Origin of the sequence: Pedobacter chitinilyticus, from assembly GCF_003313385.1 — a bacterium.
Taxonomy (GTDB): Bacteria; Bacteroidota; Bacteroidia; order Sphingobacteriales; family Sphingobacteriaceae; genus Pedobacter; species Pedobacter chitinilyticus.
Map to the genome: position 1 here is coordinate 336,327 of NZ_QMHN01000004.1, position 26,340 is coordinate 362,666.

Annotated in this window: 21 protein-coding genes; 12 read left to right on the forward strand and 9 right to left on the reverse strand. The window is 38.9% G+C overall.

Going from position 1 to position 26,340, the window contains the following annotated elements; genetic code table 11:
• The first annotated feature begins 3 nt into the window (after window positions 1-3).
• Together DUT70_RS14200 and DUT70_RS14205 are read left to right on the forward strand one after the other, a co-directional pair.
• Window positions 4-369 (forward strand): YraN family protein, encoded by a 366-nt coding sequence (locus DUT70_RS14200; RefSeq protein ID WP_113648005.1) that lies wholly within the window; start codon window positions 4-6, stop codon window positions 367-369.
• Complete coding sequence (locus tag DUT70_RS14205) at window positions 347-1,423, forward strand: glutaminyl-peptide cyclotransferase (RefSeq protein WP_113648006.1); 1,077 nt, start codon at window positions 347-349, stop codon at window positions 1,421-1,423. Before DUT70_RS14200 ends, DUT70_RS14205 begins: the two co-directional genes overlap by 23 nt.
• Window positions 1,424-1,554: 131 nt before the next feature.
• Here DUT70_RS14205 and DUT70_RS14210 read toward each other — a convergent pair whose 3' ends face one another.
• Together DUT70_RS14210 and pgi are read right to left on the reverse strand one after the other, a co-directional pair.
• Entirely contained in the window at window positions 1,555-2,079 is a 525-nt protein-coding gene (locus DUT70_RS14210) for a DUF4251 domain-containing protein (RefSeq protein ID WP_113648007.1), read from the reverse strand.
• Between the two features lie 85 nt (window positions 2,080-2,164).
• A complete protein-coding gene (gene pgi / locus DUT70_RS14215; protein ID WP_113648008.1) occupies window positions 2,165-3,811 on the reverse strand; it encodes a glucose-6-phosphate isomerase in 1,647 nt (548 codons plus the stop codon).
• Between the two features lie 187 nt (window positions 3,812-3,998).
• On the opposite strand from pgi, the gene DUT70_RS14220 reads away from it, so the two are divergent.
• The 7 genes from DUT70_RS14220 to DUT70_RS14250 all read left to right on the forward strand — a co-directional run bounded on the left by DUT70_RS14220 (window position 3,999) and on the right by DUT70_RS14250 (window position 12,730).
• Window positions 3,999-4,493 (forward strand): hypothetical protein, encoded by a 495-nt coding sequence (locus DUT70_RS14220; RefSeq protein ID WP_113648009.1) that lies wholly within the window; start codon window positions 3,999-4,001, stop codon window positions 4,491-4,493.
• A 109-nt stretch (window positions 4,494-4,602) separates the two neighbouring features.
• The gene (locus DUT70_RS14225) at window positions 4,603-5,907 is read left to right on the forward strand and encodes an amidohydrolase (RefSeq protein WP_113648010.1); all 1,305 of its coding nucleotides are present in this window, start codon (window positions 4,603-4,605) and stop codon (window positions 5,905-5,907) included.
• A gap of 630 nt (window positions 5,908-6,537) precedes the next feature.
• Window positions 6,538-7,612 (forward strand): peptide chain release factor 2 gene (prfB, locus tag DUT70_RS14230; protein WP_205529805.1). Its coding sequence is split into 2 segments (ribosomal slippage): window positions 6,538-6,597 and window positions 6,599-7,612, totalling 1,074 coding nucleotides; the frame shifts between segments, so codons are not numbered across the junction.
• 70 nt (window positions 7,613-7,682) lie between these two features.
• Window positions 7,683-8,606 (forward strand): alpha/beta hydrolase, encoded by a 924-nt coding sequence (locus tag DUT70_RS14235; protein WP_113648012.1) that lies wholly within the window; start codon window positions 7,683-7,685, stop codon window positions 8,604-8,606.
• An 83-nt stretch (window positions 8,607-8,689) separates the two neighbouring features.
• Window positions 8,690-11,185: a YfhO family protein gene (locus DUT70_RS14240; RefSeq protein ID WP_113648013.1), complete on the forward strand. Its 2,496-nt coding sequence runs from the start codon at window positions 8,690-8,692 to the stop codon at window positions 11,183-11,185.
• Between the two features lie 99 nt (window positions 11,186-11,284).
• Window positions 11,285-11,671, forward strand: coding sequence for a VanZ family protein (locus tag DUT70_RS14245; RefSeq protein WP_113648014.1), 387 nt, complete (start codon window positions 11,285-11,287; stop codon window positions 11,669-11,671).
• A 450-nt stretch (window positions 11,672-12,121) separates the two neighbouring features.
• Window positions 12,122-12,730 carry a fibronectin type III domain-containing protein gene (locus DUT70_RS14250; RefSeq protein ID WP_113648015.1) on the forward strand — a complete coding sequence of 203 codons (609 nt, stop codon included), beginning with the start codon at window positions 12,122-12,124 and terminating at the stop codon, window positions 12,728-12,730.
• Between the two features lie 115 nt (window positions 12,731-12,845).
• Here the strand turns inward: DUT70_RS14250 and DUT70_RS14255 are convergent, their stop codons facing one another.
• A complete protein-coding gene (locus DUT70_RS14255) occupies window positions 12,846-14,705 on the reverse strand; it encodes a sensor histidine kinase (protein WP_113648016.1) in 1,860 nt (619 codons plus the stop codon).
• 311 nt (window positions 14,706-15,016) lie between these two features.
• Here DUT70_RS14255 and DUT70_RS14260 point away from each other — a divergent pair, with 311 nt between their 5' ends.
• Complete coding sequence (locus tag DUT70_RS14260) at window positions 15,017-15,415, forward strand: VOC family protein (RefSeq protein WP_113648017.1); 399 nt, start codon at window positions 15,017-15,019, stop codon at window positions 15,413-15,415.
• Window positions 15,416-15,633: 218 nt separating this feature from the next.
• Here the strand turns inward: DUT70_RS14260 and DUT70_RS21200 are convergent, their stop codons facing one another.
• Entirely contained in the window at window positions 15,634-15,780 is a 147-nt protein-coding gene (locus tag DUT70_RS21200; RefSeq protein ID WP_162926629.1) for a hypothetical protein, read from the reverse strand.
• Between the two features lie 117 nt (window positions 15,781-15,897).
• Between DUT70_RS21200 and DUT70_RS21490 the strand changes: the two genes are divergently transcribed.
• Both DUT70_RS21490 and DUT70_RS14270 read left to right on the forward strand, forming a co-directional pair.
• On the forward strand, window positions 15,898-16,029 hold the full coding sequence (locus DUT70_RS21490) for a hypothetical protein (RefSeq protein ID WP_262512180.1): 132 nt from the start codon (window positions 15,898-15,900) through the stop codon (window positions 16,027-16,029).
• Window positions 16,030-16,171: 142 nt separating this feature from the next.
• Window positions 16,172-18,889, forward strand: coding sequence for a carboxypeptidase regulatory-like domain-containing protein (locus DUT70_RS14270; RefSeq protein WP_113648019.1), 2,718 nt, complete (start codon window positions 16,172-16,174; stop codon window positions 18,887-18,889).
• Between the two features lie 194 nt (window positions 18,890-19,083).
• Here DUT70_RS14270 and DUT70_RS14275 read toward each other — a convergent pair whose 3' ends face one another.
• The 5 genes from DUT70_RS14275 to DUT70_RS14295 form a co-directional block, all read right to left on the reverse strand.
• Window positions 19,084-19,443 (reverse strand): hypothetical protein, encoded by a 360-nt coding sequence (locus DUT70_RS14275; RefSeq protein ID WP_128353373.1) that lies wholly within the window; start codon window positions 19,441-19,443, stop codon window positions 19,084-19,086.
• A gap of 42 nt (window positions 19,444-19,485) precedes the next feature.
• On the reverse strand, window positions 19,486-21,936 hold the full coding sequence (locus DUT70_RS14280) for an outer membrane beta-barrel family protein (protein ID WP_113648021.1): 2,451 nt from the start codon (window positions 21,934-21,936) through the stop codon (window positions 19,486-19,488).
• A 218-nt stretch (window positions 21,937-22,154) separates the two neighbouring features.
• On the reverse strand, window positions 22,155-23,765 hold the full coding sequence (locus DUT70_RS14285) for a PspC domain-containing protein (RefSeq protein WP_113648022.1): 1,611 nt from the start codon (window positions 23,763-23,765) through the stop codon (window positions 22,155-22,157).
• A 45-nt stretch (window positions 23,766-23,810) separates the two neighbouring features.
• Window positions 23,811-24,158, reverse strand: a complete 348-nt coding sequence (locus DUT70_RS14290; RefSeq protein WP_113648023.1) for a PadR family transcriptional regulator — start codon at window positions 24,156-24,158, stop codon at window positions 23,811-23,813.
• A gap of 466 nt (window positions 24,159-24,624) precedes the next feature.
• On the reverse strand, window positions 24,625-26,232 hold the full coding sequence (locus DUT70_RS14295) for a S41 family peptidase (RefSeq protein WP_113648024.1): 1,608 nt from the start codon (window positions 26,230-26,232) through the stop codon (window positions 24,625-24,627).
• Window positions 26,233-26,340: the final 108 nt, after the last annotated feature.

Here is a 26,340-nt window from a genome sequence, read left to right on the forward strand (position 1 = left end):
AAAATGGCAATTCACAACGACAGAGGTAAAGCTGGCGAAAAAGCAGCAATACAATTTCTCCAAGAAAAAGGATATGAAATTTTAGATGAAAACTGGACTTTTGGCAAAGCCGAAGTAGATATTGTTGCGCTTCATTCAAATACCATTATCTTTATAGAAGTTAAAACACGCAGTTCGGTGGCTTTTGGGATGCCCGAAGATTTTGTAAGTTTGGCCAAACAGCGACAATTAGAGCTCGCATCGCAGGCCTACATCGAAATCATGGATCATCAAGGGGAGATTAGATTTGACGTAATTGCGGTGCTTTTAACCAAAAATAACACGTTTAACATCAACCATATCGAAGATGCTTTTTGGCCCTACACGTAAAATATCCCTCATCTTATTAGGATGTATTTCTCTTTTTCAGTTTGCCTGTAATAACAAGGTAGCGAATTACATTACTTTTAAAAATCCGCTACAGGGCGAAAGTTTCCATGCAGGAAAGCCAGTTAAGGTGGAACTTGACATTCCTGAAAAAACGGAAGTACAAAATATCAGCTATTTAATAGATGGAAAACCCTTTGCAGAAAAAAACACGAAAGAGTTTGTGTGGTTAGATACGCAGAATTTACCGTTGGGTTATAGAATGCTTACCGCTATTGTAAAAGCAGGCAGCCAGATAGACACGATTACCAACAATATTATTTTAACCACCGATAAGAAGCCAGAAAAGCTAAAATATACCTTGGTGAATACTTTTCCCCATGATACTTCTTCTTATACACAAGGTTTAAGTTTTGTAGATGGCAAGTTGTTGGAAAGCACAGGCCGTAAAGGGCTATCGCAATTGCGCTGGGTTAATTTGACTAATGGAAAAGCCATTAAATCTGTGCCTTTAAAACCCGAATACTTTGGCGAAGGTTCTGTAAAAGTAGGAGATAAAATCATTGTGCTCACTTGGCAAGAAAGTGTAGGCTTAGTTTACGATGCGGCTTCTTTACAAGAGATTAGCACTTTTCCTTACCAAAGTAGTGTAGAAGGTTGGGGACTTACCTATGATGGCTCACAGTTGTTGCGTAGTGATGGCTCTAACCGTATCTGGAAAATGAACGCCCAAAATTATAAAGAAGAGGGCTTTGTTGAAGTTTATGACAACAAAGGTCCAGTAGAACGTTTAAATGAGTTGGAGTACATTGATGGAAAGTTATATGCCAATGTTTATGGCTCCAACAGAATTGTCATTATAGATTTGAAAACAGGCGTGGTAGATGCAGAGGTTGATCTTTCTAAATTGGTTCCTAAAAACTATTTCAAAACAGATGAGGAAATAGGCAACAATGTGCTGAATGGCATTGCTTATGATCCTGCTACCAAACGCTTATTTGTAACGGGAAAAAAATGGCCTAACCTTTTTGAGATAAAGTTGGACACAAAGAGGTAACCCCTCCTAAGTGCTTTTCTCTCCATTTTAGGGAGAGATGTCTGAAAGACAGAGAGGATTTTTAAGAATATTTAATCTTATTCTTCTAAAATAAGAAAGCCACTCTTTTTAAAGTGGCTTTAAATCATCTGTTACTTATCTCCGTTTTCTTTCAAGTAACCTTGATAAGTGACAGATTGCTTATTGTTACTGTTCAACGAAAGCGTCACATACCCGTTGTCACTAATATTAAAGGCCAAACGGTAACTTTCCCTGGCATCTTTAGTTTCAATTAAGGTGTCCCATCCGTGTTTTTTACCTTTTGTAGACTTATATTCGAACTTTTTTGAAGTAAACTTAACCCCGCCATCATTTTGGTTAATTGGCGCACTAAATGATCTTCCATAATAAGGTAAAAATGCTACCACGCTGTCGGGTGTTACCTTCACTTCATAATAAGTTTCGGTTAAGTTAATAACACCTCCCTGCATCGCTCCCGGCATTTTACTCATCACATTACTGATATCTTGAGTATTTAAAGGTGTCACCGACCTTGCTACAAAAGTGTAGGTTTTGGCCTCCACAATTTTTGCAGTGGTTGCCTTATCTGTTTGGGCGACTGCATTTAACCCACTAAAGGCTAATGCAGTAATTAATAATGTTTTTAACCTATTCATATCTGTGCATTTTTATATCAATTTATAACTATGATGATCGAAATAAGCAAAATCCATAAATACTTTTCTCACCCGTTTGGGGTGATTATCGCCAATCCTTGTACTGATTAATCAGTCCGTTGGTGGATGAATCATGCGAATTTACAGGTTCATTTCCTTTCAATTCTGGTTGTATTTTTTGGGCAAGTTGTTTGCCTAACTCTACGCCCCATTGGTCAAAGCTGAAAATATTCCAAATAATACCTTGTACAAATATTTTATGCTCATAAACGGCAATTAAGCTTCCTAAGCTAAAAGGGGTTACTTTTTTCAATAAGATAGAGTTGGTAGGTCTATTACCTTCGAAAACCTTAAAGGGAGCAAGTTTAGCAATTTCGTCGTGTGTTTTACCCGCTTTGGTCAATTCAGCTACCACTTCTTCCTCATCTTTGCCATTCATTAACGCCTCTGTTTGGGCAAAAAAGTTAGAGAGCAAAATCGGATGGTGATCGCCTAAAGGATTTAAGCTTTGTGCTGGTGCAATAAAGTCCGAAGGGATTAATTTAGTGCCTTGGTGGATCAGTTGATAAAAGGCGTGTTGTCCGTTGGTGCCAGGCTCGCCCCAAATTACTGGGCCAGTTTCGTACATCACAATTTCACCATTACGGTCTACATACTTACCATTACTTTCCATATCTCCTTGTTGGAAATAAGCCGCAAAGCGATGTAGGTATTGGTCATAAGGTAAAATAGCCTGAGTTTCCGCACCAAAGAAATTGATATACCAAACCCCCAACATTCCTAAAATTACTGGAACGTTTTCTTCAAAAGGAACCGATGAAAAATGTTTATCTGTAGCATGTGCGCCAGCTAACAGTTGTTTAAAGTTGTCGAAGCCAATGCCTAAACTGATAGAAAGCCCGATGGCACTCCATAAAGAATAACGACCGCCTACCCAATCCCAAAACTCGAACATGTTTTCGGTATCAATGCCAAAAGCAGCTACATCTTTAGCATTAGTAGACAGTGCAGCAAAGTGCTTGGCAATATCAGCTTCTGTAGCACCTTGGTTCAGGAACCAGCTTCTTGCTGTGTTGGCATTGCTCATGGTTTCCTGTGTGGTAAATGTTTTTGAAGCCACTAAAAACAGGGTAGTTTCTGGATCTACGGCTTTCAGTGTCTCTGCAATGTGCGTACCATCCACGTTAGAAACAAAGTGCAAATTTAACCTCGTTTTATAGTGCTTTAAAGCTTCAGTAACCATTACTGGGCCTAAATCAGAACCGCCAATACCGATATTTACCACGTCGGTAATTTGCTTGCCTGTGTAGCCTTTCCAATCACCCGAAATAATGGCATTGCTAAATTTTTCCATTTTAGCCAAAACCGCATTCACCTCAGGCATTACATCTTTACCATCTACTAAAATTGGGGTATTGCTTTGGTTGCGCAAAGCGATGTGAAGTACCTCACGACCTTCAGTTTCATTAATCTTTTCACCATTGAACATAGCCTTTATCGCTTCATCCAATTTACACTCTTTAGCCAACTGGATTAAAAGTGCCATGGTTTCGTCGTTGATCCTGTTTTTTGAATAATCAAATAAGATATCCTCAAACAGTATTGAAAACTTATTGAAACGATTAGGATCTTCAGCAAATAGTGCTTTTATATCCGTTTGATTGATGTTGATATAGTGATCGGCTAGATATTGATAAGCCTTAGTCGTAGTAAAATTGATTTTTGGCAACATATAATGGAGTTTTTAGTCTTGTAAAAATACAAATCTGTAAGTTAAATGTTCGTTAATTGAGCCACAGATATACAGATATTTTATATTTAGATGATGATCTGGAAATTTCACCCAAATAAGTACTAGAGGAAAGTGATGCTCATTTTCAATATTTTAACTATCTTGGATAGAATTTAAAAGCTACACTATGTTAGAAAATTTAGAACAATTAGTAAGGGATAATTCCCAAGAATTGGTAATTGACAATGCACAAATACCAAATGAACAAAATGAGCAGGTTATTCAAGCTGCTTCTGGATCCATTGTAGAGGTATTGAAAGACAAGATTGGCTCAGGTAACATTACGGATCTGATTAGCTCCTTTACCCAAGGAAATGGTACGGGTGGAAATGTGCTAGAACAAGCAACGGCTAGCTTTACCGATAAGCTGGGAGGTTTGGGTATCAATGCCGAAACGGCAAAAAACATCGGATCTTCCTTAATTCCAACAGTGCTGTCGAAGTTTTTTAATAAGACCGCAGATCCAAACGATAGTTCTTTTAACCTGCAAGATATTTTAAGCCAGTTTGGTGGTGCCGACGGAAAGTTTGATTTCAATGATGTTAAAGACCTGTTGGGGGGAGGAGCTAAAGGTGAGAACGGCGAAGGAGGCCTATTGGATAAACTGAAAGGATTATTTTAACAGAGATTTGTAGTTTCGTTTTTCTTAAATGGTTGAAATTGATTTTAGCTACTACATCACTATTTGTAGTAGCTAAAAATGCCTATCTTGTATGCAAACCTAAACTAAGATGAAGAAACTTTTATTTTTAAGTGCTGCATTGCCTTTGTTTGCTGCAGCCCAAAACAATACCCTAAAAGTTGACGCCGACAAAAGAGCTGAAGCCATTACCCAAAAAGTAATTGATTGGCGAAGAGATTTTCACCAACATCCAGAATTGGGCAATCAAGAAACACGTACTGCTGGAATTATAGCCAAACATTTGCAAGCTTTAGGCTTAGAAGTAAAAACTGGTGTCGCCAAAACAGGTGTAGTAGCAGTGTTAAAAGGAGGGAAGCCTGGGCCAGTAGTCGCTTTACGTGCGGATATGGATGGCTTGCCTGTAACCGAACGTGTGAACTTGCCTTTTGCCTCAAAAGTACGAACAACATATAATGGTCAGGAAGTAGGTACAATGCACGCTTGCGGTCATGATTCGCACGTGGCCATTTTAATGGGTGTTGCCGAAGTGCTTACCGGAATGAAGAAAGATATAGCAGGGACAGTGAAATTTATTTTCCAACCTGCGGAAGAAGGAGCACCAGTAGGTGAAGAAGGCGGTGCCGAATTGATGGTGAAAGAAGGTGTGCTGGAAAATCCTAAAGTAGAAGTGATTTTTGGATTGCACATTAACTCGCAAACTCCAGTGGGACAACTTACCTACAAACCAGGAGGAACCATGGCTGCTGTAAACGATATGAAAATTACCGTAACTGGGCGGCAAGCGCATGGGGCGTATCCTTGGAGTAGCATTGATCCCATTGTCGTGTCGGCACAAATTGTAAATAACCTGCAGACCATTGTAAGTAGGAATTTGAATGTGACCGAAAACCCTGGGGTGGTAACCATTGGTAGCATTCAAGGTGGGGTTCGATCGAACATCATTCCAGAAAAAGTAGAGATGTTAGGTACGGTGCGTAATTTTACCAAAGAAGATGAGGCGATGTTTATCGATCGCATTAAAACCATTGCCACTAAAACCGCCGAAGCGGCTGGCGCAAAAGCCGAAGTGTTGATTCCTTATAGTGCACATTATCCAGTAACCTTTAATGATATTGCGTTAACTGAAAAAATGCTGCCTACCTTACAATATACTGCTGGAGCAGATAACGTTAAATTGAAACCTCCTGTAACGGGTGCCGAAGATTTTTCTTTTTATCAGGAGAAGGTACCTGGGTTATTCTTCTTTTTAGGCGCAATGCCCAAAGGCCAAGATCCATTAAAAGCACCATCGCATCACACCCCAGATTTCTTTATTGATGAAAGTAGCTTCAATTTAGGAGTAAAAGCTTTGTGTAATTTAACGTTGGATTATATGGGGATGAAGAAGAAGTGATGTTTTGACGTTTAAATAAAAATAAACACCTTAGACATTTTAATTTTTGAACCATTAAGAAGTTCAGGGACATTAAGTTTTTAACCGTCTTAATTTCTTAGTCGTATAGCTTAGATGAACTAAGGTGTCTAAGGTGGTTTTTTATCTTACCATTTTAGATTTTATAGTTCCATGCCTTAATTATCTTCATTTCTTAATGGTTTTTAAATTTAGCGCTTAGATGTGTTGAGTGATGATAGTTAAAATGAACCACCTTAGACACCTAAGAACATTTTAGTTTTTGAACCATTAAGGAGTTAAGGGACATTAAGTTTTTTCAACCATCTTGATTTCTTAGTCGTATAGCTTAGATGAACTAAGGTGTCTAAGGTGGTTTTTTATCTTACCATTTTAGATTTTATAGTTCCATGCCTTAATTATCTTCATTTCTTAATGGTTTTTAAATTTAGCGCTTAGATGTGTTGAGTGATGATAGTTAAAATGAACCACCTTAGACACCTTAGAACATTTTAGTTTGGCCTATACCTAATAAACTTAGATGTCTAATTCATTGTCGTATTGTTTTCTAAAAACCTTTCAACTTTACAACCTTCCAACAAATTAATAACCAACTTTCCTATATTTGCCCTTATGACTAAAGAACAGTTACAGGATTTAAGAGATAGACTAGCTTCTCTGAGGAGGCATCTTTGACGTCGATGAACTTTTATATCAAATAAGCGAAGAAGAAAAAGTCACCCTCGATCCTAATTTTTGGGACAACCCTAAAAAAGCCGAACAGATACTAGCCCAAATTAGCACTAAAAAGAAGTGGACAGAAGATTTTGCACAAGCGAATACTGCTTACGAGGATACCGCCGTACTTTATGATTTCCAACAAAGTGGCGACGCTACCGAGGAAGAAGTGGAGGAACAATATCAACAAGCCTTAAAAGTGGTGGAAGAGCTGGAGCTAAAAAACATGCTCAACAGTAAGGAAGACCAGTTGAATGCTGTATTGCAAATTACTGCAGGTGCTGGTGGTACCGAAAGTTGCGACTGGGCGAGTATGCTCATGCGGATGTATATCATGTGGGCCGAAAAGAATGGCTACAAAGTGAGTGAACAAGATTATCAAGAAGGAGAGGTTGCTGGTGTAAAAACAGTAACCTTGGAAATTAACGGTGAATTTGCTTATGGCTATTTGAAAGGTGAAAATGGGGTGCATCGTTTGGTGCGTATTTCTCCGTTCGACTCCAATGCACGTCGCCACACTTCTTTTGCGTCGGTGTATGTTTACCCCTTGGTAGATGATACTATAGAAATTGAAGTTAATCCTGCCGATATTGAATTTGAAACTTTCCGTTCGGGTGGTGCTGGTGGACAGAACGTAAACAAAGTGGAAACTGCAGTGCGTTTATATCACAAGCCATCTGGAATTATCATTAAAAACCAAGAATCCAGATCGCAGTTACAAAATAAAGAGAACGCCATCCGTTTATTGAAATCGCAGTTGTACGAAATAGAAATGCGTAAACGCATGGAAGCTACCGCCGCCATTGAAGGAAGCAAAAAGAAAATTGAATGGGGTTCGCAAATTAGAAGTTATGTATTGGATGATAGAAGGGTGAAAGACCACCGTACCAATTACCAAACCTCTAACCCTGATGCAGTACTAAATGGCGATATCAATGAGTTTTTAAAAGCTTATTTGATGGAATTTTAATAGGAATTACGATATTAGTTTGACGAGTACGATTTTGTCCCAATCAATTTAAATAATTAAGCAACTAACAATGACCATATCCTCCTCCTTTCGGAATTTCGGATTATTCACTTTTCTTTTATTTGTGGCGACTAATCTGAACGCTCAACAGGCCATTTCTTTATATGGCGGTGCTATTCCAGGGGCAAAACCTACACCAGCCAGTTATGTGGAAGAAACCATTACCCGTGAAGACAAGGTAGTGAGGACAAGCAAAGTTTCTAAACCTGAACTATATGTTTATCAGCCAGCATCACCAACAGGTACAGCCGTAATTATTTGCCCAGGCGGTGGCTATGGTATTTTAGCGATTGACAAAGAAGGACATGATGTAGCCAAGAAATTTCAGGAGATGGGCGTCACTGCTTTTGTACTGAAATATCGCTTGCCTAGCGATTTAATTATGAAAGATAAAAGCTTGGGGCCTTTACAAGATGCCTTGCAAGCTATTTACTTGGTAAGGAAAAACGCTGCGCTATGGGGAATTGATCCTAATAAAGTAGGTATCATGGGCTTTTCGGCGGGAGGACACTTAGCCTCTACAGCCAGCACCCATTTCTCGGACATGAAGATTGATAATCAGGAGAACATCAGCTTGAGGCCTAGCTTTTCTATCTTGATTTATCCCGTAATTACTTTCGGTACCAATACACACGCTGGCTCGGTAAAGAATTTATTGGGAGAAACACCCACAGATGAACAAAAAAAATATTTTTCTTCGGAACGACAAGTAACGCCCCAAACCCCACCAGCTTTTTTGGTGCATGCCAATAGCGATAAAACAGTGCCTGTACAAAATAGTTTAAGGTACAACGAAGCTTTGGTGAAATACGATGTTCCTGCAGAAATGCATATTTACCAAGCAGGTGGGCATGGCTTCGGCTTGTATAATAAAACAACCAAAGACGATTGGTTTGAACGTTTAAAAAATTGGATGCAAGCCAATAAGTTCTAAGCCTTTTGGTAGGCAAAGTTTTTCTTCCAAATCTGTATCAAATTTCTATTTTTGAGACTTAGTTTAAAATTAAAATAACCTTAATGAACAATTGGTTAAACAAAAATGGCATTCATATTGCCATTCTAGCAGCATTTGTAGTAATCTGCTTTATCTATTTCAGTCCTGTTTTACAAGGTAAAGCGCCGGCACAAAGTGATGTCCTCCAATCTAAAGCCATGCAAAAAGAAATCATGGAGTACAAAGAGAAGGATGGCAAAGGGCCACTTTGGACCAACCAAATGTTTGGAGGTATGCCAGCTTATCAAATTTGGGTGCAGTACGCCTACAATGGCGCTACCTATGGTATTGCTTTAATTACCAAGGCGCTTCCAAATCCGGTAGGTACCGTATTGCTTTTGTTGGTTGGTGCTTATTTTCTTTTTATCACTTTAAAAGTAAATCCCTGGCTAGCTGCGGCAGGGGCCATTGCCTTTGCTTTTACCACTTATAACTTTGTGTTAATTGCTACTGGCCATAGTAATAAAGCCTTAGCCATTGGTTTTTTTGCGCCTATCATTGCCAGTCTATTCATCACCTTACGTGGGCGTTATTTGCTCGGAGCCAGTTTAACGGCCTTGTTTTTAGCTTTAGAAATTAGAGCTAATCACGTTCAAATGACTTATTACTTGTTCCTTTCTTTATTGATTTTGGTAGGAATAGAATTATATCAAGCTTATAAAAATAAAACCTTGCCTGCTTTTGGTAAAGCCATTGGTTACTTGGCCGGTTCGGTAGTTTTAGCGGTAATGATTAATGCCAGCTTATTGTGGACGACGTCTGAATATGCGGGCGAAACCAACAGGGGTAAATCTAACTTAACCGACACCTTAAGTCAAGAAAAAGCAGGAATGAGTAAGGAATATGCTTACGGCTGGAGTCAAGGCGTGGGCGAAAGTTTCAGCTTTTTAATTCCTAATTTATACGGCGGTGCTACTGGTGTTGACGAATTGGTGAAACCAGAAAGTAATATGTATAAAGCCGTAGCTGCAGATTTTTCAGGCGGGGATCCAACACAAACCACTCAAATTATCCAACAGTTGGCAGGTAGCTTCAACATGCAAGAATACTGGGGCGAAAAACCTTTCACTGCTGGAGGATACTATTTTGGAGCCATTGTATGCTTTTTATATGTCTTCGGATTGTTCATTGTGCGTAGTCGCATCAAATGGTGGATTTTAGCAACCACGGTACTCTTCATGCTATTATCCTTTGGTAAAAATTTCCCGTACGTGTCTGATTTGTTCTTCGACTACTTCCCACTTTACAATAAATTTAGGGCAGTCGAATCTATTTTGGCCGTGGTAGGATTAATGGTGCCAATCTTGGCTTTCTTAGCTTTAAAAGAGGCGCAAGAGAGCAAGCTGGAACAAAAGGAGTTGGTGAAAAAGCTAACCTGGTCTGCTGGTATTGTTGGCGGCTTTGCCTTAATTGTAGCGCTGGTACCAACTTTGTTCTTCAGTTTTAAAACCAATAACCATGCGGATATTGTGCAAGCCTTAACACAAGCTTTGCAAAACAATGCAGCCGCCGCACAAAAATTAGCTAATGCACTTGTGCAAGATAGAATTGCTATTGCTAGGGCTGATGCCATTAGAGCTTTCTTATTTGTTGCGTTCGGCTATGCCATTGTTTGGGCCTTTATCACTAAAAAATTAAATACACAAGTAGCATTTGGTCTATTGGCCTTTGCCGTATTAATTGATATGTGGCAAGTGGATCGTAAGTATTTGAACAGCAAAAATTTTGAAAGCAAATCAACGCTTAATAACTATTTCCAACCTAGAGATATTGATCATTTGATTGCCAGCGATAAAGATCCTAACTATCGTGTATACGATCAAACCATTAATACTTTTAGTGATGCAAGTACCTCTAACTTCCATAAAACTATTGGTGGTTACCATGCCGCTAAATTGAAAAGATATGATGAGTTGATTCAGCATCAGTTTAGTAAGAGCGTGAACCAAGATGTGTTGGATATGTTGAATACGAGATATTTCATTACCAAAGATCCTGAAAACGGATCGTACCGTATGAGCAGAAATGCTACGGCGTTGGGTAATGCTTGGTTGGTGAAGAGCGTACAATTTGTAAAAAACGCTGATGAGGAAATGAAAGCCATTAGCAGCTTTGACCCTAAAGTTGAGGCGATTGTAGATGAACAGTATAAAAAACTATTGGACACTACCCGTTTAGGAGCTGATCCAAATGCTTTTATCAAAATGGAGAAGTACCACCCTGATCATATTGAGTACAGTTACAGCGCACCACGTGATGTGATTGCGGTGTTTTCAGAGGTTTATTATGATAAAGGTTGGAACATGTATGTTGATGGGGTACAAAAACCTTACTTCAGAGCAGACTATGTACTACGTGCCGCTCAGTTAGAAGCAGGTAACCACAAAGTGGAATTTAAATTTGAGCCTAAATCTTATTACATGGGCGAGAAGATTTCATTAGCAGGAACCATTTTATTGGTGCTTTGTCTTGGCTTTGCGGGTTATAGCGAAAACAAAAAGAAAAAAGCAACCGCATAATTATATTAACTGGTGGTTTTACTGATTAGCATATCAGTCATCACAAAGAAAGGCCGTTGAAAAATCAGCGGCCTCTCTGTTTTATATCAATAAACTACAATGAAACTTAGGCCTCTCTCACAAACCAAATATTTATGGATGCTCATCATTCTGCTTTCCATTATTGCCATCATTTTAAAATCAACTTATAGGCAATACATTTATGCAAATCAGATCAATGATTATGGTATTGCAGATTCTTCACCAAACTTCTTTGCAGGATTGATCATCGTGTTACTCTACTTTGTTCAAGATCAAAAGACAACATTGCAAAAGCATGCCTTGTCTGCAGGTCTGGGACTTGTGGGTTATGAGTTAATTCAAGGAAGTGTTTTTAACAACAATGTCTTCGATTACAAAGATATTATTGCTTCAATCCTTGGTGCCTTTATTGGCTATTTCATTTGCTTGAAATTTAAAAACAATGAAGCGGTGAATGTACAATAATAGAGCTAAAGTAAGTGTCTTTCTAAGACTTACGAAGTTTTTAAAACTTCGTAAGTCTAAATAAATTAATTTGATCTTAAATCTTATTACATAGGCAAGAGAATATAGTTACTCGAGGATCAGTGATTAGAACACCAATTATCCTCAAGAAAGGCCGCTGAAAGATCAGCGGCCTTTTTATTTAAAGCAAATTTTATACTTGGGTTAGCTTATTAGCTATGAAAAGGTACGTTAAAGCTGATGCTGAAATAAATTCAGCATGACGGAACGCCCCTTTAGCGTCACCCTGAATTTATTTCAGGGTCTGCAATGCAAGATTGTGATATGGTAATTAGATGTTGTCATATCATCATATATCTATGTCGTAAAGCAACTGGTTTTTTGTTGTATCACAATGGATTTTAATATGGAGATAATTTTTTATTTTTATGAGTATCAAATCTAACCACTATGAAAAAAGCAAGCATTGTAACCTCTTTTGGCAGGTATAGCGATACCGAACTCATGATAAAAGCACAAGTAATTGTGGAAAAAATGAAGGACAATGTTTATTTTATTGATCCAGATCCAGCTATTGTAGACATTGAATCGGCTTTGGCAGCATTTGAAGCCGCCATAACTTATGCTAAAGAAGGAAATAAATTGCAGCTATTGGATCGTAAAAGCAAGCGTTCAACATTGGTTAACCTTTTAGTAAGTTTATCGTTGTATGTAAAGCTTAAGGCAAAAGACAATGGGCAGGCATTGGCCAGCTCGGGATTTACCATGAGAAAAACTCCCGAACCTGTTTGCATTTTGAGTAAGCCACAAAATTTTAAGGTTGAACCAGGATATGCGGGAACCATTAAGATAAGTCTTAAAACCATTCAAGGTGCCAAAGCTTATTTATACGAGTATAGAAAAAAAGGGATGCATGAATGGACTGTGTTGCTAGATACCAAAAGCAAAATGTTGCTTAATGGTTTAGAAAGCGGCAAGGAATATGAGTTTCGAGCAACAGGGATCGGTGTAATCGCACAACGTGTATATAGCGACATCATTAGCAGTTTTATACTTTAGTGATGATAATTGTAGTTCATTTCTGGTTTTGCACACGCTAGGCATGCGCCAACGACGAGCTAGAATAAGGCTAGTATCTGTTCTCTCGGCCTTAAATCAGATCAATACGCTAAAGTTAAATTGGTAGTTCTACATAAAAAGTAGTTCCAAATCCTGGCTTGCTTTCAAACCAGAGCTTGCCGCCTTGAGCTTCAACAAGCTGTTTAGAAATGGCCAATCCTAAACCGAATGATTGCTCGCCAGCTGTTCCAGTCCGTTTGGCATCGGTATACATGTCGAATATTTTGGAAGCCAGTTCTTCTGGTATTCCTATGCCATCATCTTTTACAGAAATCAGTGCATGTTGTGCTTCCTTTTGTAAATTTACCTGAATAGATGATCCTTTGGGGCTAAACTTAATGGCATTGGCAATTAAGTTGCTAACTACCCGCCAAAGTTTTTCCTGATTGGCAAGAATGCTTAAGTTAGCTTTAACCTGTAAGTCTATTTGCTGTTCCTTTAGTGCCGCTTTAGGCTGCAAAATATCAACACAGTAACGCAGCATTTCACCCAAGTTAACAGGTTCCTTCTCCAGTTCGTTTGTTTTGGTATGCGCCAGCAGCAAATCACTTACTAAATCGAGTGATAGTTTTCCAGATGTTTTGATCATTTCCAGCGCCTCTCTATCTTCCTTTGTACGGCCCTCTTCATACAACATCATTTCAGCAATGCCATATATACCACCTATGGGATTGCGTAAATCGTGGGCTACAATTTGCATCATCCTAGTGTTATTGGCCTGGCTTTGTTCTAAGGCATTCAGTGTTTGCTGCATGTTGGAATTTTGAGTCCAAATTTTCTTGTTCAAATCCAATAACCGTCTTCGGTTGTTCCATAGCTTAAACAAAGCGAAAATGGTAATAGCCAGAGAAATCCCAAAGGCAACGATAAGGCCTGTTTTTTGCTCGTTTTTCTTGCTTAACAGTTTGTTGTCATTTTGAATGGCGTTATATTTTACATAGTCACTGATGAACTTTTTCGACTTTTCCCATTCGGCCGATGTGGCTTTTTCTAGTTCAGCATAAACTTTAATGATTTCGTCCTTGTCGCCTAATTGGTTAGCAACCTGTAAAGCATTATTTAAAATATAGATTTCCAAATAACTATCGCCACTTTTTTGGGCTACATGGTAAGCTTGATAAAAATAGTCGAGTGCTATTTTGGGCTGGTTGTCGTAATACCCAGTCATTAAGAAGAGCGAATTGATTTCTAAACTTGGCAGGTCATTGCGTTGCGAATCTGATATCAACTGTTTGATAATAGGTAATGCTTGTTGTTTTTGTCCATTTAAAATTAGCAAACGTGCCTGCCACAATAGGTTAAAGCTAAGCATGTACTGGTCTTTATAACGACTTGCGATATTTTTAGACTTGTTGAGGTAATATTTAATGCTATCTGTAGAAAGGCTGGGATTTCGGTTACAGTAAGTGAGATATACTTCAGACATGATGCTGTCTTTTTCAAGTTTTGTGGTCCCCATTTCGATAGCCTTTTGCAAAAGGGATACAATCTTTTTTCTATCAGAAATACCTTTGTTCAGAACTTCCACCATGTCTAGGTGTACCCTAATGATTTTCTCTACATCATTTGTTTTTTGGTAAAAAGGCAAGGCACTGCCAAGTATATTTAAAGACTCGGCATACAGCCCTCTTTTAAAAAAAGAATGGGCAAGTAATAAGTCTGCATCTATTTCTCCTTTTTGGTAACGTAAATTGGCCGCTATTCTCTTGGCCTGCATTCCGTAGTAAAAGGCACTATCCGTATTTCGGTTGCGGTAAAGTGTTCCCAGCCTGTTTAGGCTGTTTACCTTCATGGTACTGTCTTTGGTTAAAGATAGTTTTTGTAGTTCTTGCTTGATTTGACCTTTGGCATCATTGCCAAATAAACAAAGGACAGAAACGAGGATCAAGCAAGCTATAGATTTCGTTCGAGACATAGTGATTAGCGTAATAGACTACTTAAAACTACGAAATTAAATTGCATAAACGTGTTTAACACAGAATGAAAAAAATGCCAGTGTCGTGTTATGGTGTATTTTGCGTATGAATGGCTAATAAAGCTATGATAGACATTCTCGTCATTGCGAGGTACGAAGCAATCTCATCATTATCGCTTTTGGATTGCTTCGTACCTCGCAATGACGAGCGCAAAAAAATACCAGCGATAGGTATAAACAAATAAAGCGACTTATTGAGCACAAACAAAACCAATAGCCAACTGTTATTTAATCACCTCAACAACAACAATATGAAAACGAAGAAGATTTGGGCAAACCTAGCGGTACAAGATGTAGAGCGTACCAGGGCTTTTTATACCGAACTAGGGTTTACGCCCAATGGGCACAATAATGCACCTGACTTGGCGAGTTTCTTGTTTGGTGATGACAAATTTATCATTCATTTTTTTCAGAAGGAAGCCTTGCTATCTAACATGCAGGGTGCATTTGCTTTGGCAAAAGAAGGCAATGAAGTGATTTTTAGCCTCGCTGCAGATACTGATGAGGAAGTTAATGACTGGGCAGATGCCGCTCGTAAGGCTGGGGCCGATATTTTTCAGAAACCAGGCAGGTATGGAGGTTATTATTTCTGCGCCTTTGCAGATCCAGATGGACATAAATTTAATGTGCTGTCTTTGGCAGGGATGTAGTATAGCGCTGTAACCATTTGATGTTAATTAGCCATTTAAATATATGACACACCTGGTTTACTGAGCCATGTGCTTAGCTATTCGGTGAACTTTAGAGGTTTGCTGTTCAATTGATTCTTTTTTTAGTACGACATTGATTCGTTGTTATACGATATTACCTTGTTGTCGATCAGCATTTGTTTTTTATTGTACGACACTTTTATATTGTTATATAACACTTATTCTTTGTTGTATGACATTTTTCTATTGTCGTATAACATTTGCTCTTTGTTGTATAACTTTTTTCTATTGTTGTACAACAATGTCTTATTGTCGATAAGCATTGATTTAAATTCATACGACATTGTTCCGTTGTTGATATACATTGATACGTTGTTTTACAGCATTTGTGCAGATATAAAAGGCTTTGCATTGTTGTTAATAGGAAGTTTTAAAGGTATGGTGTTTTTTGGCAGTGCCATTAGTCGCTAGCCCCGACAGCAATGGAAAGCCCGCAGGTTGAGGAACGAAACCGAGGACTTGCAATGTATGGCGGGACTGCTGTTGGTGGGCAGCAGGAGTTTTGCGCTTCTAAAAGATATGGGCATTTGATTAAAAGATATTGGGTAAACTAAAAGTGTTTATTAGCAAGTGGTTTGGTGGGGCTTGCAAGCTTTTTTGGAATGTAAAATTTTGTTAAACTTAGCGGTAATGGTCCGCTAGTTAGTCAATAAATCCTATATTTAGCACACTTAGCACTAAGCAAACCGTGTATTAATGAAAGCAATTAAAGTTCTGGTCCTGTTATTTTGTTTGAGCACTACATTGGCTTACGCCCAACAAGATACTGCCGCCTTAAATACCATTATCAACAAAACTAAGCGCCTTAATGCGGAGCAACCGCTTGAAAAGGTATACTTGCATTTTGATAAACCTTATTATGCCGTGGCCGATACGATTTGGTTTAAGGCTTATGTGACCACGCAGGGTACTTTACCTTCGCCGCTGAGTAAGATTGTTTATGTGGAGGTTTACAATGCGGTGGATTCGTTGGTGCAAACGGTAAAGCTGCCCGTTAAAAATAGTGTGGCTTATGGGAATATTCCTTTGCCGATGAATACTTACAAACAGGGTAATTATTACATAAGGGCTTACACGTTGTGGATGCTGAACTTTGAAGCTGAATATTTTTTCTCGAAAAACATTTTGATTGGTGAGGCTATTGACAAGCAGTTGCTTACCAATATTAGTTATACCAATACGCCCACGGATAAGGCCATTAAAACTACGGCCCGTATACAGTTTAAGGATACGAGCAAGAAGCCACTGGCCAACAAAACGGTTAATTGGCGATTGTTTCATAATTATGATGTGTTTAGCAGTGGCCGAGGAACTACGGATGCGAATGGTTATTTAACGGTAACGATTACTAGCAAGGCTGGCGATCCTATTAAAAAAGGGACTTTGGTAGCTGATGTGAGCATCGCTGATAAGGAGCTGGCTAGTGCTAGTTTTAACATTAGGCAGAATGATAACGGCATTGATTTTCAATTGTTCCCAGAGGGGGGAGAGTTGATTGTGGGGATTCCGAACCAGGTGGGTTTTAAAGCGGTACTGCCAAGTGGCTTGGGTGCGGATGTAAAGGGGAGCATTGTGGATGAGCAGAACAACGAAGTGGGTACTTTTGCTTCTACTTTTGCGGGTATTGGTAGTTTCTTTATTTCGCCAGAGGCTGGTAAGAGCTATAAAGTAAAATACTCGGGTAAAGATGGCTTAAGCAAAACCGTTGAGGTACCTAAAGCGGTTGACGGGATTACTTTGCAGGTGAACAATACAGCGGTAACTGACGTTATTAACTTACGTATTTTGGCTAGTAATGCCTTTTTTGAAGCCAACAAGGAGAAGTTGTTTTACTTGGTGGGGCAAAACAGTAACAATGTGGCCTATGGCGCACAAATGAATTTAAAGAACCAAGTGATTACGGTTAAAATTCCTAAGCAAAACTTTCCATCGGGCATTGCGCAGTTGACGCTTTTTAACGAAAGAAGTGAACCTGTGAGTGAACGTTTGGTGTTTGTGTTGCATAACGATGTGATGAATTTAGCCCTTAAGGCCAATTTGCCTACTTACAAACCTCGCCAAAAAGTAAAGATAAGTTTAGATGCAAAAAGTAAGGGACAACCGGTTGCGGGCGATTTTTCGGTAAGTGTTACGGATGAAACGAAGGTTCCTAGTGATGAGAATAATGAGGTGACTATTTTGAGCTCGTTATTGCTTACTTCTGATTTAAAGGGTTATGTTGAAAAGCCGAATTACTATTTTAACAAAACTGATGAAAAGAAATTGGGCGAACTGGATAAACTGATGTTGACACAGGGTTATAGAAGGTTTGCTTACAAGGAGATATTGGCAGGTCGTTATCCTAAAATATTTTTATTGCCTGAGCAGGGCATCAGTATTTCGGGAACTTTGAGGGATCTTACGGGCATGCCTATTAAAAAGGGTGCTATGCGCATGATGGTGACGGGCAAGCCTATTTCGGCCCAAACGATTACCAGCAATGTGGGGGTATTTAACTTTAAGGATCTGGTATTCCCCGATTCGTCGCAAGTGGTAATAAGCGCACGTTATAACCCTAACTATAATAATTTAATGATCATGTTGGATGGTAGTCCAACGGCAGCCAGGGGAACGAATGTACATGCGGCTGATGAGATAGAGAATATTGATACTGCAATGGCTTCTTATTTGAGTAACAGCCAAAGGCAATATCGCTTTATGCGTACGCTTAAAACAGTAGAAATTAAAGGTGCGGGAGTTAAGCGCCCTAGTCATTCGGACCATGCGGCTTTATCAGGGCTTAGTCAAGTCCCAGATCGTTTGATTGAAGGGGCAAGATTTGAAGGTTGTAATATACTTTTGGAATGCTTAAAAACGCAGGTGCCAAGTTTAACTTATGATTTTCAAGAACAAAAGTTTTTTATAACTAGAGACTATAATGCAGGTACCCGTGTTCCAGTAGCTATTTTCTTAAACGGAATGTTTATAGATGCCAATGGAATTAATACTGTTAACGCGTCTGATGTTGAATCTGTAGAAGTCTTCTTGAACGACCCATTAGGTACAGTAGATAGAATGTATAGAACGAGAGGCGTGTTGGTTGTGAATACTAAAAAAATACCTAAAGGTGAGAAAATGTCTAAGCAAGATTTCTTGGATATGCTTCCTAAAAAGTATGAAGTGAAGTATACACCACAGGGCTATAGCAAAGAACGTGAATTTTATTCACCAAAGTATGCGCCAAATGCTGCTGTAACTAGTAACGATTTAAGAACAACGATTTACTGGAATCCTAAACTTATTACTGATGAAAAAGGCAACGTTAGCTTTGAGTTTAATAATGCCGATGGAAAAGGTAACTACAGGGTAGTGGTAGAGGGAATAGATAAAAATGGCAATGTAGGCCGCAGTGTAATGAGGTATGTAGTGAAATAGGGTGTTCGAGCGAAAATCTTTAAAACCATCTAAGACACCTAAGATCATTTAAGTTGGTATGCGCCAAATCTAAGATGTGCTAAGGTGGCTAAGGTGACTTTTCTTTTAAACATTAAGGAATTAAGATCATTAAGGCATTGGGTCTAAAAAAACTAAAATGTTCTTAAATGTCTAAGGTGTGTCGATTTACTAATCTAATTCACCGCACTTTTAACTTCTCGCACCATCTTATCAAAAAACTCAAGGCCAGCAGCGCTATTCTTTGAATTTAATAACTCCATTTCCAATTTGCCTGGATTAAAACGAAGGTAGAAAACAGCTCCATTGGCTAAAGTCAATTCCTTTCCGCCGCTTAGGTTTTTGTTTAATAATAAGCTATCCTGATCTTTGAAGGCATTCTTTAAAACATTAAGTACCCTGTCTGTTTTTCGCTCTGGGTATTCGGCCAGCATTTCGTAGCGAGTGGCTGTTTTACTTACTTTAACAGAGGTGCGGCCTTGGTTACAGGCGTAAATCATGGTTAATATCACCATTAATAACATTATTCTTTTCATCTCAGTATTTTTAAAATTTAAGCATTTAACTTTCCATACAAGCTATCCGCCTGTACGACCTTTAATATCTTCAAGTGATGTTTTACGGTTACGTGCCGATTTCACTTGTTGGTTACCAAAACTATAATTGATACTGAAGGAAGCCCTTCTATTCACATAATGGTTGGTAACATACATATCCACATTCTGGTATTTCATACGGCCCTCCCAATAGTTGGTGTTCAAAATGTCATCCACACTTAAGCGTAATTTTATTCGGTTTTGCATTAAACTTTTTTGTACACCCAAGTTTAGGGCGTATTGGGCAATGGTCGTTTCCTCCACACCCCTTATCCTTGGCGAATCGTACCAAAAGCTTAACTCGGCCCTAAATGTTTTGGAGAAAACAAAGGATTGTGAAGTGTTGAAATTAAAGGAAACCTTAGATTTTTGGAATTGAGCACCTACCAAAGTTCCGTCTTCATATTTTTGATAATTGGCTGAGAAGTTATTTTGCATGCTCCATTGCTTGGTGATTTTAAGAGGGACAAACAAATTGGCATTATATAAATTGGCATGTCCAAAGTTTTGGCGCTGAACTTCTATTTGCCTGGTGGCATCGTTTTGTCGGCTCACCTGCGTAATCATTCCCCTTACGTCGGCATAATTAAACGACAGCGAGAACTCCTTAAAATTGTAGGCAAATTCAAAATTATCGGTAAACTGCGCATTAAGGTAAGGGTTGCCGCTATCAATGGTATATGGGTCAAGGTACTGTACAAATGGGTTTAACTGTTGGTAGCTTGGGCGGTCGATACGACGGCTATAAGAGTAATTGAAACTGTGGTTTTTGCTCAATTCTTGTTTAAGGAAAACAGAAGGGAACAGCGATACATAATTGCGGTCGACGATTTTATTACTGGTTATCGAATGTCCTTTGCTGTGCGTATGCTCGGCCCTCAAACCTAATTGTAAATCCCATTTTTTCCAAGTTTTGGAGAGGTTGGAGTAAGCCGCATTGATATTTTCTTTATAGATGAAAAGATTTGAGCGACCCAATATATCAGCCCATGAACCGTTGCTCAATTGCTCTGAAACAAAATCATTATTGGTATTTACAAAGCTGCTTTTTAGTCCTGCTTCAAACTTTAGGGTTTTGGAGAAAGGCCATGAAAAATCTGTTTTGGCAGCAATCACATCTATCTTGGCATCAACGATATTACGTAGATTAGAGCTATTGGTTTCTTGTTGTGCAGTATTGAGGTAGCGAGCGTCAAAGCTATCATTCCTATCCATAGTGTAATTGGCATAATCAACATCAAAAGTAATATTGGCTTCCTCCTTTGGTAGGTCATGTTTGACGTTAAAATTGGCCGTTACATTTTGCATTTTACTGTTGTTGCCATTGTTTTGTTTGATATAGCTTAATGTATGTGTGTTTCCTTGGTACTCGTTAACATCGGCACTGCTCAATCCCATCACTTCATTTTTAGCATTAAAAAAATCAACCATTACCCCTAATACCGTCTTTTTAGAAGCATAATAATCTGCACCAATTTTGGCCGAATAACCAGGGCTTTTTTGTTTGCGGTTAAACGATTGGTCAAAGGTGGTGCGCATTGAGGGGGTATTGGCGGTTCTGGTCAGCAAAGTTTCGTTAAAACCAGAGCGGGTGTTGTAGGTGGTGTTACCAAAAATATTCCATTGCTCCGTTCGGTGGTTCAAATTTAGGTTGGCACTATGGCGGTATAAGTTGTTAGGGCCATCTTTAACGCCGCCCCATCCAGTATTTAGAACCGCACTGCCATTGGTGCCAAAGTTTTTGTTTCTTTTTAGTTTAATATTGATGATCCCCGCATTACCAGCGGCATCATATTTAGAAGAAGGATTGGTGATTAGTTCAATACTAGCTACTTGGTCGCTGGTCATGTTGCTTAATACCGTAGTAATATCGGCACCAGATAGGTAGTTCGTTTTACCATCCACCATTACGGTAATGCCCGCTTTGTTGTTCAGCTTAATTTGATCCGTTTGGCGGTCTATGGTTACTCCAGGTGCTTTTTCCAAAAGTTCAAGCACGCTATTTCCCGCTGCAGTTGCATTGTTTTCTACGTTGAGTACCGTTTTATCGGCTTTGCGTTCTACAAAAGGCTTTTGTCCCACTACACTTACTTCTTTCAATTGTTTGCTGGTGCTTTGCATTTTTATTTCTGGTAGTTGTAAGTCACTGCCCGAGAAGCTAAATTTTTGACCGTTATAAGGTTGGTAGCCCACCATTTTTACTCGCAATAGGTATTGACCTTCGCTAACATTTACAAACTGGTACAGTCCATCTAAATTGGCCGATACCTCCATTGTTTTTGTAGTATCAGCGATGTTTACCAATTTCACCAAACTGTAGGGTAGTGGCTCGTTGGTTTCGGTAACGATCTTTCCGCTGATGTTCCCCTTTTTTTGAGCAAAAGCAGCCCCCCACGCCAAAAGGCATGTCATTATTAGTAATATTTTTTTCATGATTTTTCTTTTTTAGGATTTAGGGAATTAGCGCTAGTGATTGGTTTATGATTGATGTACTAATCAGTGCTACTTATTCACTATTTTTTATACAATAGGATGGCCCTCCTCCTTTTTGGAAGACATTTTAGGTGATAAAAATGGGTAAGTATAAAATAGTTAGGGATCAGTAAACTATCGTGTTTTTTCGTTTACCGATACCTAACGGGAATGATTATTTATTGGTTTTCTGGGTTTTCAAGGTCGTATCTGCATTTCAATCCATCTTCAGTCATGATTGATTCGCGGTAAGGCTCCTTATGTTCACCTTGACTGTCGCGGCACCAATAATATTGATAAAAGCTCCAGTACCTGTGGGTGTTTTCATTGATCAGAACACGGCTACCTACAGGGATTTTTAATTGAATATGTACGCTTTGATCACGCCAAGGCATATTTTTCTTAAACTGTATGTTAGGGCTGAACACTAGTGAAGAGTCTTTTTGAACAAACTTGTAATCGATATTTTGTACGTGTTTTAGTGCCGTTTGAAAGTCTCTACCTTGCGATTCGTAAGTAGCGGTAATTGAAGCTTTGTTATCAAGACTTTTGGTGATTTCAAAACTTACACTTCTAGGATCTCTAAATGGACCGCCATTATCATAGTTGTCCACAATAATTCTGTTGCCAATATTGATGTCCTCCAAATGATAGCGAATACTGTCTTCTTTGTTAAATACCATGCTTTTGTCTACGTCAATTACATAGGTTTGGTATTGTTTTAGGTCGGTTTGCTGTACCAGTTGTGCTTCCTCTTTAAATTCGCCTAAAATTTTAGCGGTATAATAGCCTGATGCACCGGCACCGATTAACCATAGGATCAATAAGGCAAACCAAATGTATTTACTGATTTCTATCCTGTTGTTGATGACTTTTAAAGCAAAAAGTACCAGGGCCAAAATGGGAATGAAGAAAGTAAGAAAAGCATTAACGATTAAACCTTCTCTGAAAGGTGTGTTAATCACGCTTAAAGGGAAAGTTTGATAAGCGCTGTCATCCCAGAAGCCAAGTAACATTCCCAAGAAGACGATTAATGTAATTAGACAGCCAAAACCAAACACGATGATGAAGATGGCAATGCCTTTTCCGAAAATTTTAAAAATGCCCCTGATCAATCGGCCAAACATTTTGATGATATCGGTAATGAAATTGCTTGATTTTTTGACCACTGGTGCTAAATGGTCGTTAGCGGATTTCATATTGGCTTTTAAAGCAGCTAGCTCTTCGTCAAAGCTCTTTTTGTAGCCGTATAAATTAGTAGCTTCACCTTTCATTTCCATCCGTTCCGATCTGGTAGCTGCTCTAGGGATAGCAATCCAAAGGATCAGGTAAACCAAAATTCCAGTTCCGGCGACAAACATCAATAAGAAAAAGGCTAAGCGTAACCAGCGAGCTTCCATGTTGAGGTAGTGAGATAAACCAGCGCACACACCAGCAATCACACCTTCTTCGGTATCACGGTATAATTTTTTAGGACTGTTATAATTGCCGTATGGGTTGTCGTATTTTACTTCTTCCTCTTCTTCGCCAACAAAATCTTGTACGCTGCCCATTTGAGCAATTACGCCTTGTACATCGGCAACGTCTATCACTTGTTTTTGTCCTTTTTGCAATATTTCTGCAAACATTTCGGCAATACGGTTCTCAATGTCCTTTACAATCTCGAAATCGTCTGCACTTTTGGCAAAATGTTGTTTAATCTCGTTTAGGTAAACCATTAATATTTCATAAGCCTCTTCCTCAATATGGATGATGGAGTTGCCTATGTTAATGATAATTGTCTTGTTCATGGTCTTATTCTTTATAGTGGTAGGCCACTAGCGTTTGTTTTCTGTTTATTGTTCTGTGGTTGGGTTAGCTCCCTGTTGCGAGGTTGTAATGGCGTAAACCAGCTCGTGCCAAGTGGTGTCTAATTGAGTAAGGATTTGGCGACCTTCTGGAGTGAGTACATAGTATTTACGTGGAGGACCAGAGGTTGATTCGACCCAGTTGTAGCTCAATAAGCCATTGTTCTTTAGACGAGTAAGAAGAGGATATAAGGTACCCTCAACTACCAGTAGTTTTGCCCGCTTCAGCTCGGCAATTATATCGGACGCATAAATCTCTCCTCGGGAGATGATTAAAAGCACACAGTATTCGAGTATGCCTTTGCGCATTTGGGTTTGCGTATTCTCTGCTATCATAATACAAAGATATATGTTTAATAATGTACTATGCAATACATAGTACTATAAATTATTTCGTTTAGTGTATTAAGTTGTTGATTTACAATGAAATAATTTTTAATTAGAATTGAAAAAATTTTATGAATGTTTTCGAAAAAGCCAGAAAAAGCTAGAAAAGTTTACTTGATTTTTTGAAAAGAGGACCTCTGTTTTGAATGAAATGGAATGACCAATTTTAAATTTTCACCTTCGCGTTAAAGATTTTTTTAACCGCTAAGAAAGGAGAAGGTACACTAAGAACGCAAAGGCTGGACGCTTTGATGTTTATGTTCGGCGTAGGTTGTTAACTAAACCCGATAATAACGGAAAGCCCACAGTGAGCGTAGCGAGCGAGGACTTGAAGTGGATAGCGGGGCTACATTTGATGAAGCGTACTAAAGTTCTTTTTCTAGTTAAAAAATTAGTGTTTTAAGGAAAGTGACAGTTATGAACCCAAGTAGGAAAGTGCCTGTTTAATCATGGCATCGTTAAGGTTGTGGGCCTTATAATAGCCATTATCTCCTAAATAATACTTATAAAGCATTAACTTTAAGTTTTTATAAATGAGTGGCCTTGAGGCGATAAGCTGTTTTGTGTCAATAGGGATTTTCTTGCCTTCCACATATTTCAGGAAATCTACATAATCCTTATCGGAAATATTGAAAACACTCACGGCTTTATTAAGGTAATCAGCGGTATAGCGATCAGCTAATATGTCAAATACAAAATCTACAAACACCTTTTTTTGCACAAGCGTAGCATAAAATTTGTTGTAGCCAATGGTGTCCAGCTTTACATAAATGTCAGGTTGGATACCGCCACCAGCAAATATTTTTTTGCCATCTTTTAGGATATATGGCATATTGTTCATCAGGCTATCGGCTTTTGGTGCGTCAGAGGTAAGCTCGCCGCTATTGTATCTGTCTTCAATATCATTTTGGTAGGCTTTGTAACCTCGTTTGTAAGGTTTTTGTATGCTTCGACCCAAAGGGGTATAGTAACGGGCAATGGTGAGGTTGAGAGCTGAACCGTCTTCAAAGGCGAATTGCTCTTGCACCAAGCCTTTGCCAAAAGACCTGCGTCCTATAATGATTCCACGATTGAGGTCTTGTATGGCTCCTGCAAAAATTTCACTGGCTGAGGCAGAGTTTTCGTTAATGAGGACTGCTAATTTACCTTGTTCAAACTCGCCACCACCTGTGGTAAAGTAATCTGTACGAGGGTCATGTTTGCCTTGGGTGTATACAATCAATTTATTTTCGGGTAAAAACTGGTTAGCTAATGAGGTGGCCGCTGTAAGATAACCGCCGCCATTATCCCTTAAATCTAACACCATTTTCTTCATGCCTTTTGCCTTCAGGTTTTTAACCGTATTGCCAAAATCGGTATCGGTAGTTGCACCAAACTTGCTAATTCTAATGTAAGCCGTTTCTGGGTTCATCATGTAGGCGGCATCAATACTGCTTACCTCCACTTTGCCGCGTTTAACATTGAGCAATACAGGCGTGGTAGTGCCTGGATGCAAGACGGTTAGTTGTACAGTGGTGCCTTTTTTGCCTTTTATTCTACCCATCATGGCCGATCGAGGTAAACTGCGACCGCTCACTACGGTAGTGTCTACTTTTAAGATTTTATCACCTTGTCTGATCCCACTCGAAAAAGCTGGCCCATCTTTAATCACATTGGTGACTAATAAAGTATCGTTAAGGATATAGTATTCAACACCTACGCCTTCAAAATTACCTTCTAAAGTTTCGGAAAGTTCAAATGCTTCGGTAGGGGGAAGGTAGGCGCTATGTGGATCTAGTTGGTGAAGAAGACTGTCGATAGGCAAATGTTTTAAACTATCTGCATTGATGTCGTCAACATATTTTTTTTTGATGATGTGGATGATGTCGTCGACTTTTTCTTCCTCGGTATTGGCGTACCTGATATCCTTTTGGACCTGAAATCCTTGGTCCTTTAAAAATCTGTAGCCCAAATACATGCCGCCAATTAACGTTACGCAATAGGCTAACGCAATTAATAAGTTGAGGCTAGTACTTTTTTTCATCAGTTTGGATAGTGCAAAGGTACTAAAATTAGTTGCTTGTAAAAAAAGAACGTATAAATTACCATTTAGTTTTTTAATAATTTATGCCGATATTTGAAAATTCTTGCA

Coding starts and splice junctions, on each gene's coding strand:
- DUT70_RS14295 (WP_113648024.1), bottom strand. CDS start 26,232: ATGAAAAAAAGTACTAGCCTCAACTTATTAATTGCGTTAGCCTATTGC.
- DUT70_RS21490 (WP_262512180.1), top strand. CDS start 15,898: ATGGAAAGCCCGCAGGTTGAGGAACGAAACCGAGGACTTGCAATGTAT.
- DUT70_RS14225 (WP_113648010.1), top strand. CDS start 4,603: ATGAAGAAACTTTTATTTTTAAGTGCTGCATTGCCTTTGTTTGCTGCA.
- DUT70_RS14290 (WP_113648023.1), bottom strand. CDS start 24,158: ATGATAGCAGAGAATACGCAAACCCAAATGCGCAAAGGCATACTCGAA.
- DUT70_RS14275 (WP_128353373.1), bottom strand. CDS start 19,443: ATGAAAAGAATAATGTTATTAATGGTGATATTAACCATGATTTACGCC.
- DUT70_RS14260 (WP_113648017.1), top strand. CDS start 15,017: ATGAAAACGAAGAAGATTTGGGCAAACCTAGCGGTACAAGATGTAGAG.
- DUT70_RS14220 (WP_113648009.1), top strand. CDS start 3,999: ATGTTAGAAAATTTAGAACAATTAGTAAGGGATAATTCCCAAGAATTG.
- DUT70_RS14250 (WP_113648015.1), top strand. CDS start 12,122: ATGAAAAAAGCAAGCATTGTAACCTCTTTTGGCAGGTATAGCGATACC.
- DUT70_RS14255 (WP_113648016.1), bottom strand. CDS start 14,705: ATGTCTCGAACGAAATCTATAGCTTGCTTGATCCTCGTTTCTGTCCTT.
- DUT70_RS14235 (WP_113648012.1), top strand. CDS start 7,683: ATGACCATATCCTCCTCCTTTCGGAATTTCGGATTATTCACTTTTCTT.
- pgi (WP_113648008.1), bottom strand. CDS start 3,811: ATGTTGCCAAAAATCAATTTTACTACGACTAAGGCTTATCAATATCTA.
- DUT70_RS14210 (WP_113648007.1), bottom strand. CDS start 2,079: ATGAATAGGTTAAAAACATTATTAATTACTGCATTAGCCTTTAGTGGG.
- DUT70_RS14240 (WP_113648013.1), top strand. CDS start 8,690: ATGAACAATTGGTTAAACAAAAATGGCATTCATATTGCCATTCTAGCA.
- DUT70_RS14245 (WP_113648014.1), top strand. CDS start 11,285: ATGAAACTTAGGCCTCTCTCACAAACCAAATATTTATGGATGCTCATC.
- DUT70_RS21200 (WP_162926629.1), bottom strand. CDS start 15,780: ATGTATATCAACAACGGAACAATGTCGTATGAATTTAAATCAATGCTT.
- DUT70_RS14200 (WP_113648005.1), top strand. CDS start 4: ATGGCAATTCACAACGACAGAGGTAAAGCTGGCGAAAAAGCAGCAATA.
- DUT70_RS14205 (WP_113648006.1), top strand. CDS start 347: ATGCTTTTTGGCCCTACACGTAAAATATCCCTCATCTTATTAGGATGT.
- DUT70_RS14270 (WP_113648019.1), top strand. CDS start 16,172: ATGAAAGCAATTAAAGTTCTGGTCCTGTTATTTTGTTTGAGCACTACA.
- DUT70_RS14280 (WP_113648021.1), bottom strand. CDS start 21,936: ATGAAAAAAATATTACTAATAATGACATGCCTTTTGGCGTGGGGGGCT.
- DUT70_RS14285 (WP_113648022.1), bottom strand. CDS start 23,765: ATGAACAAGACAATTATCATTAACATAGGCAACTCCATCATCCATATT.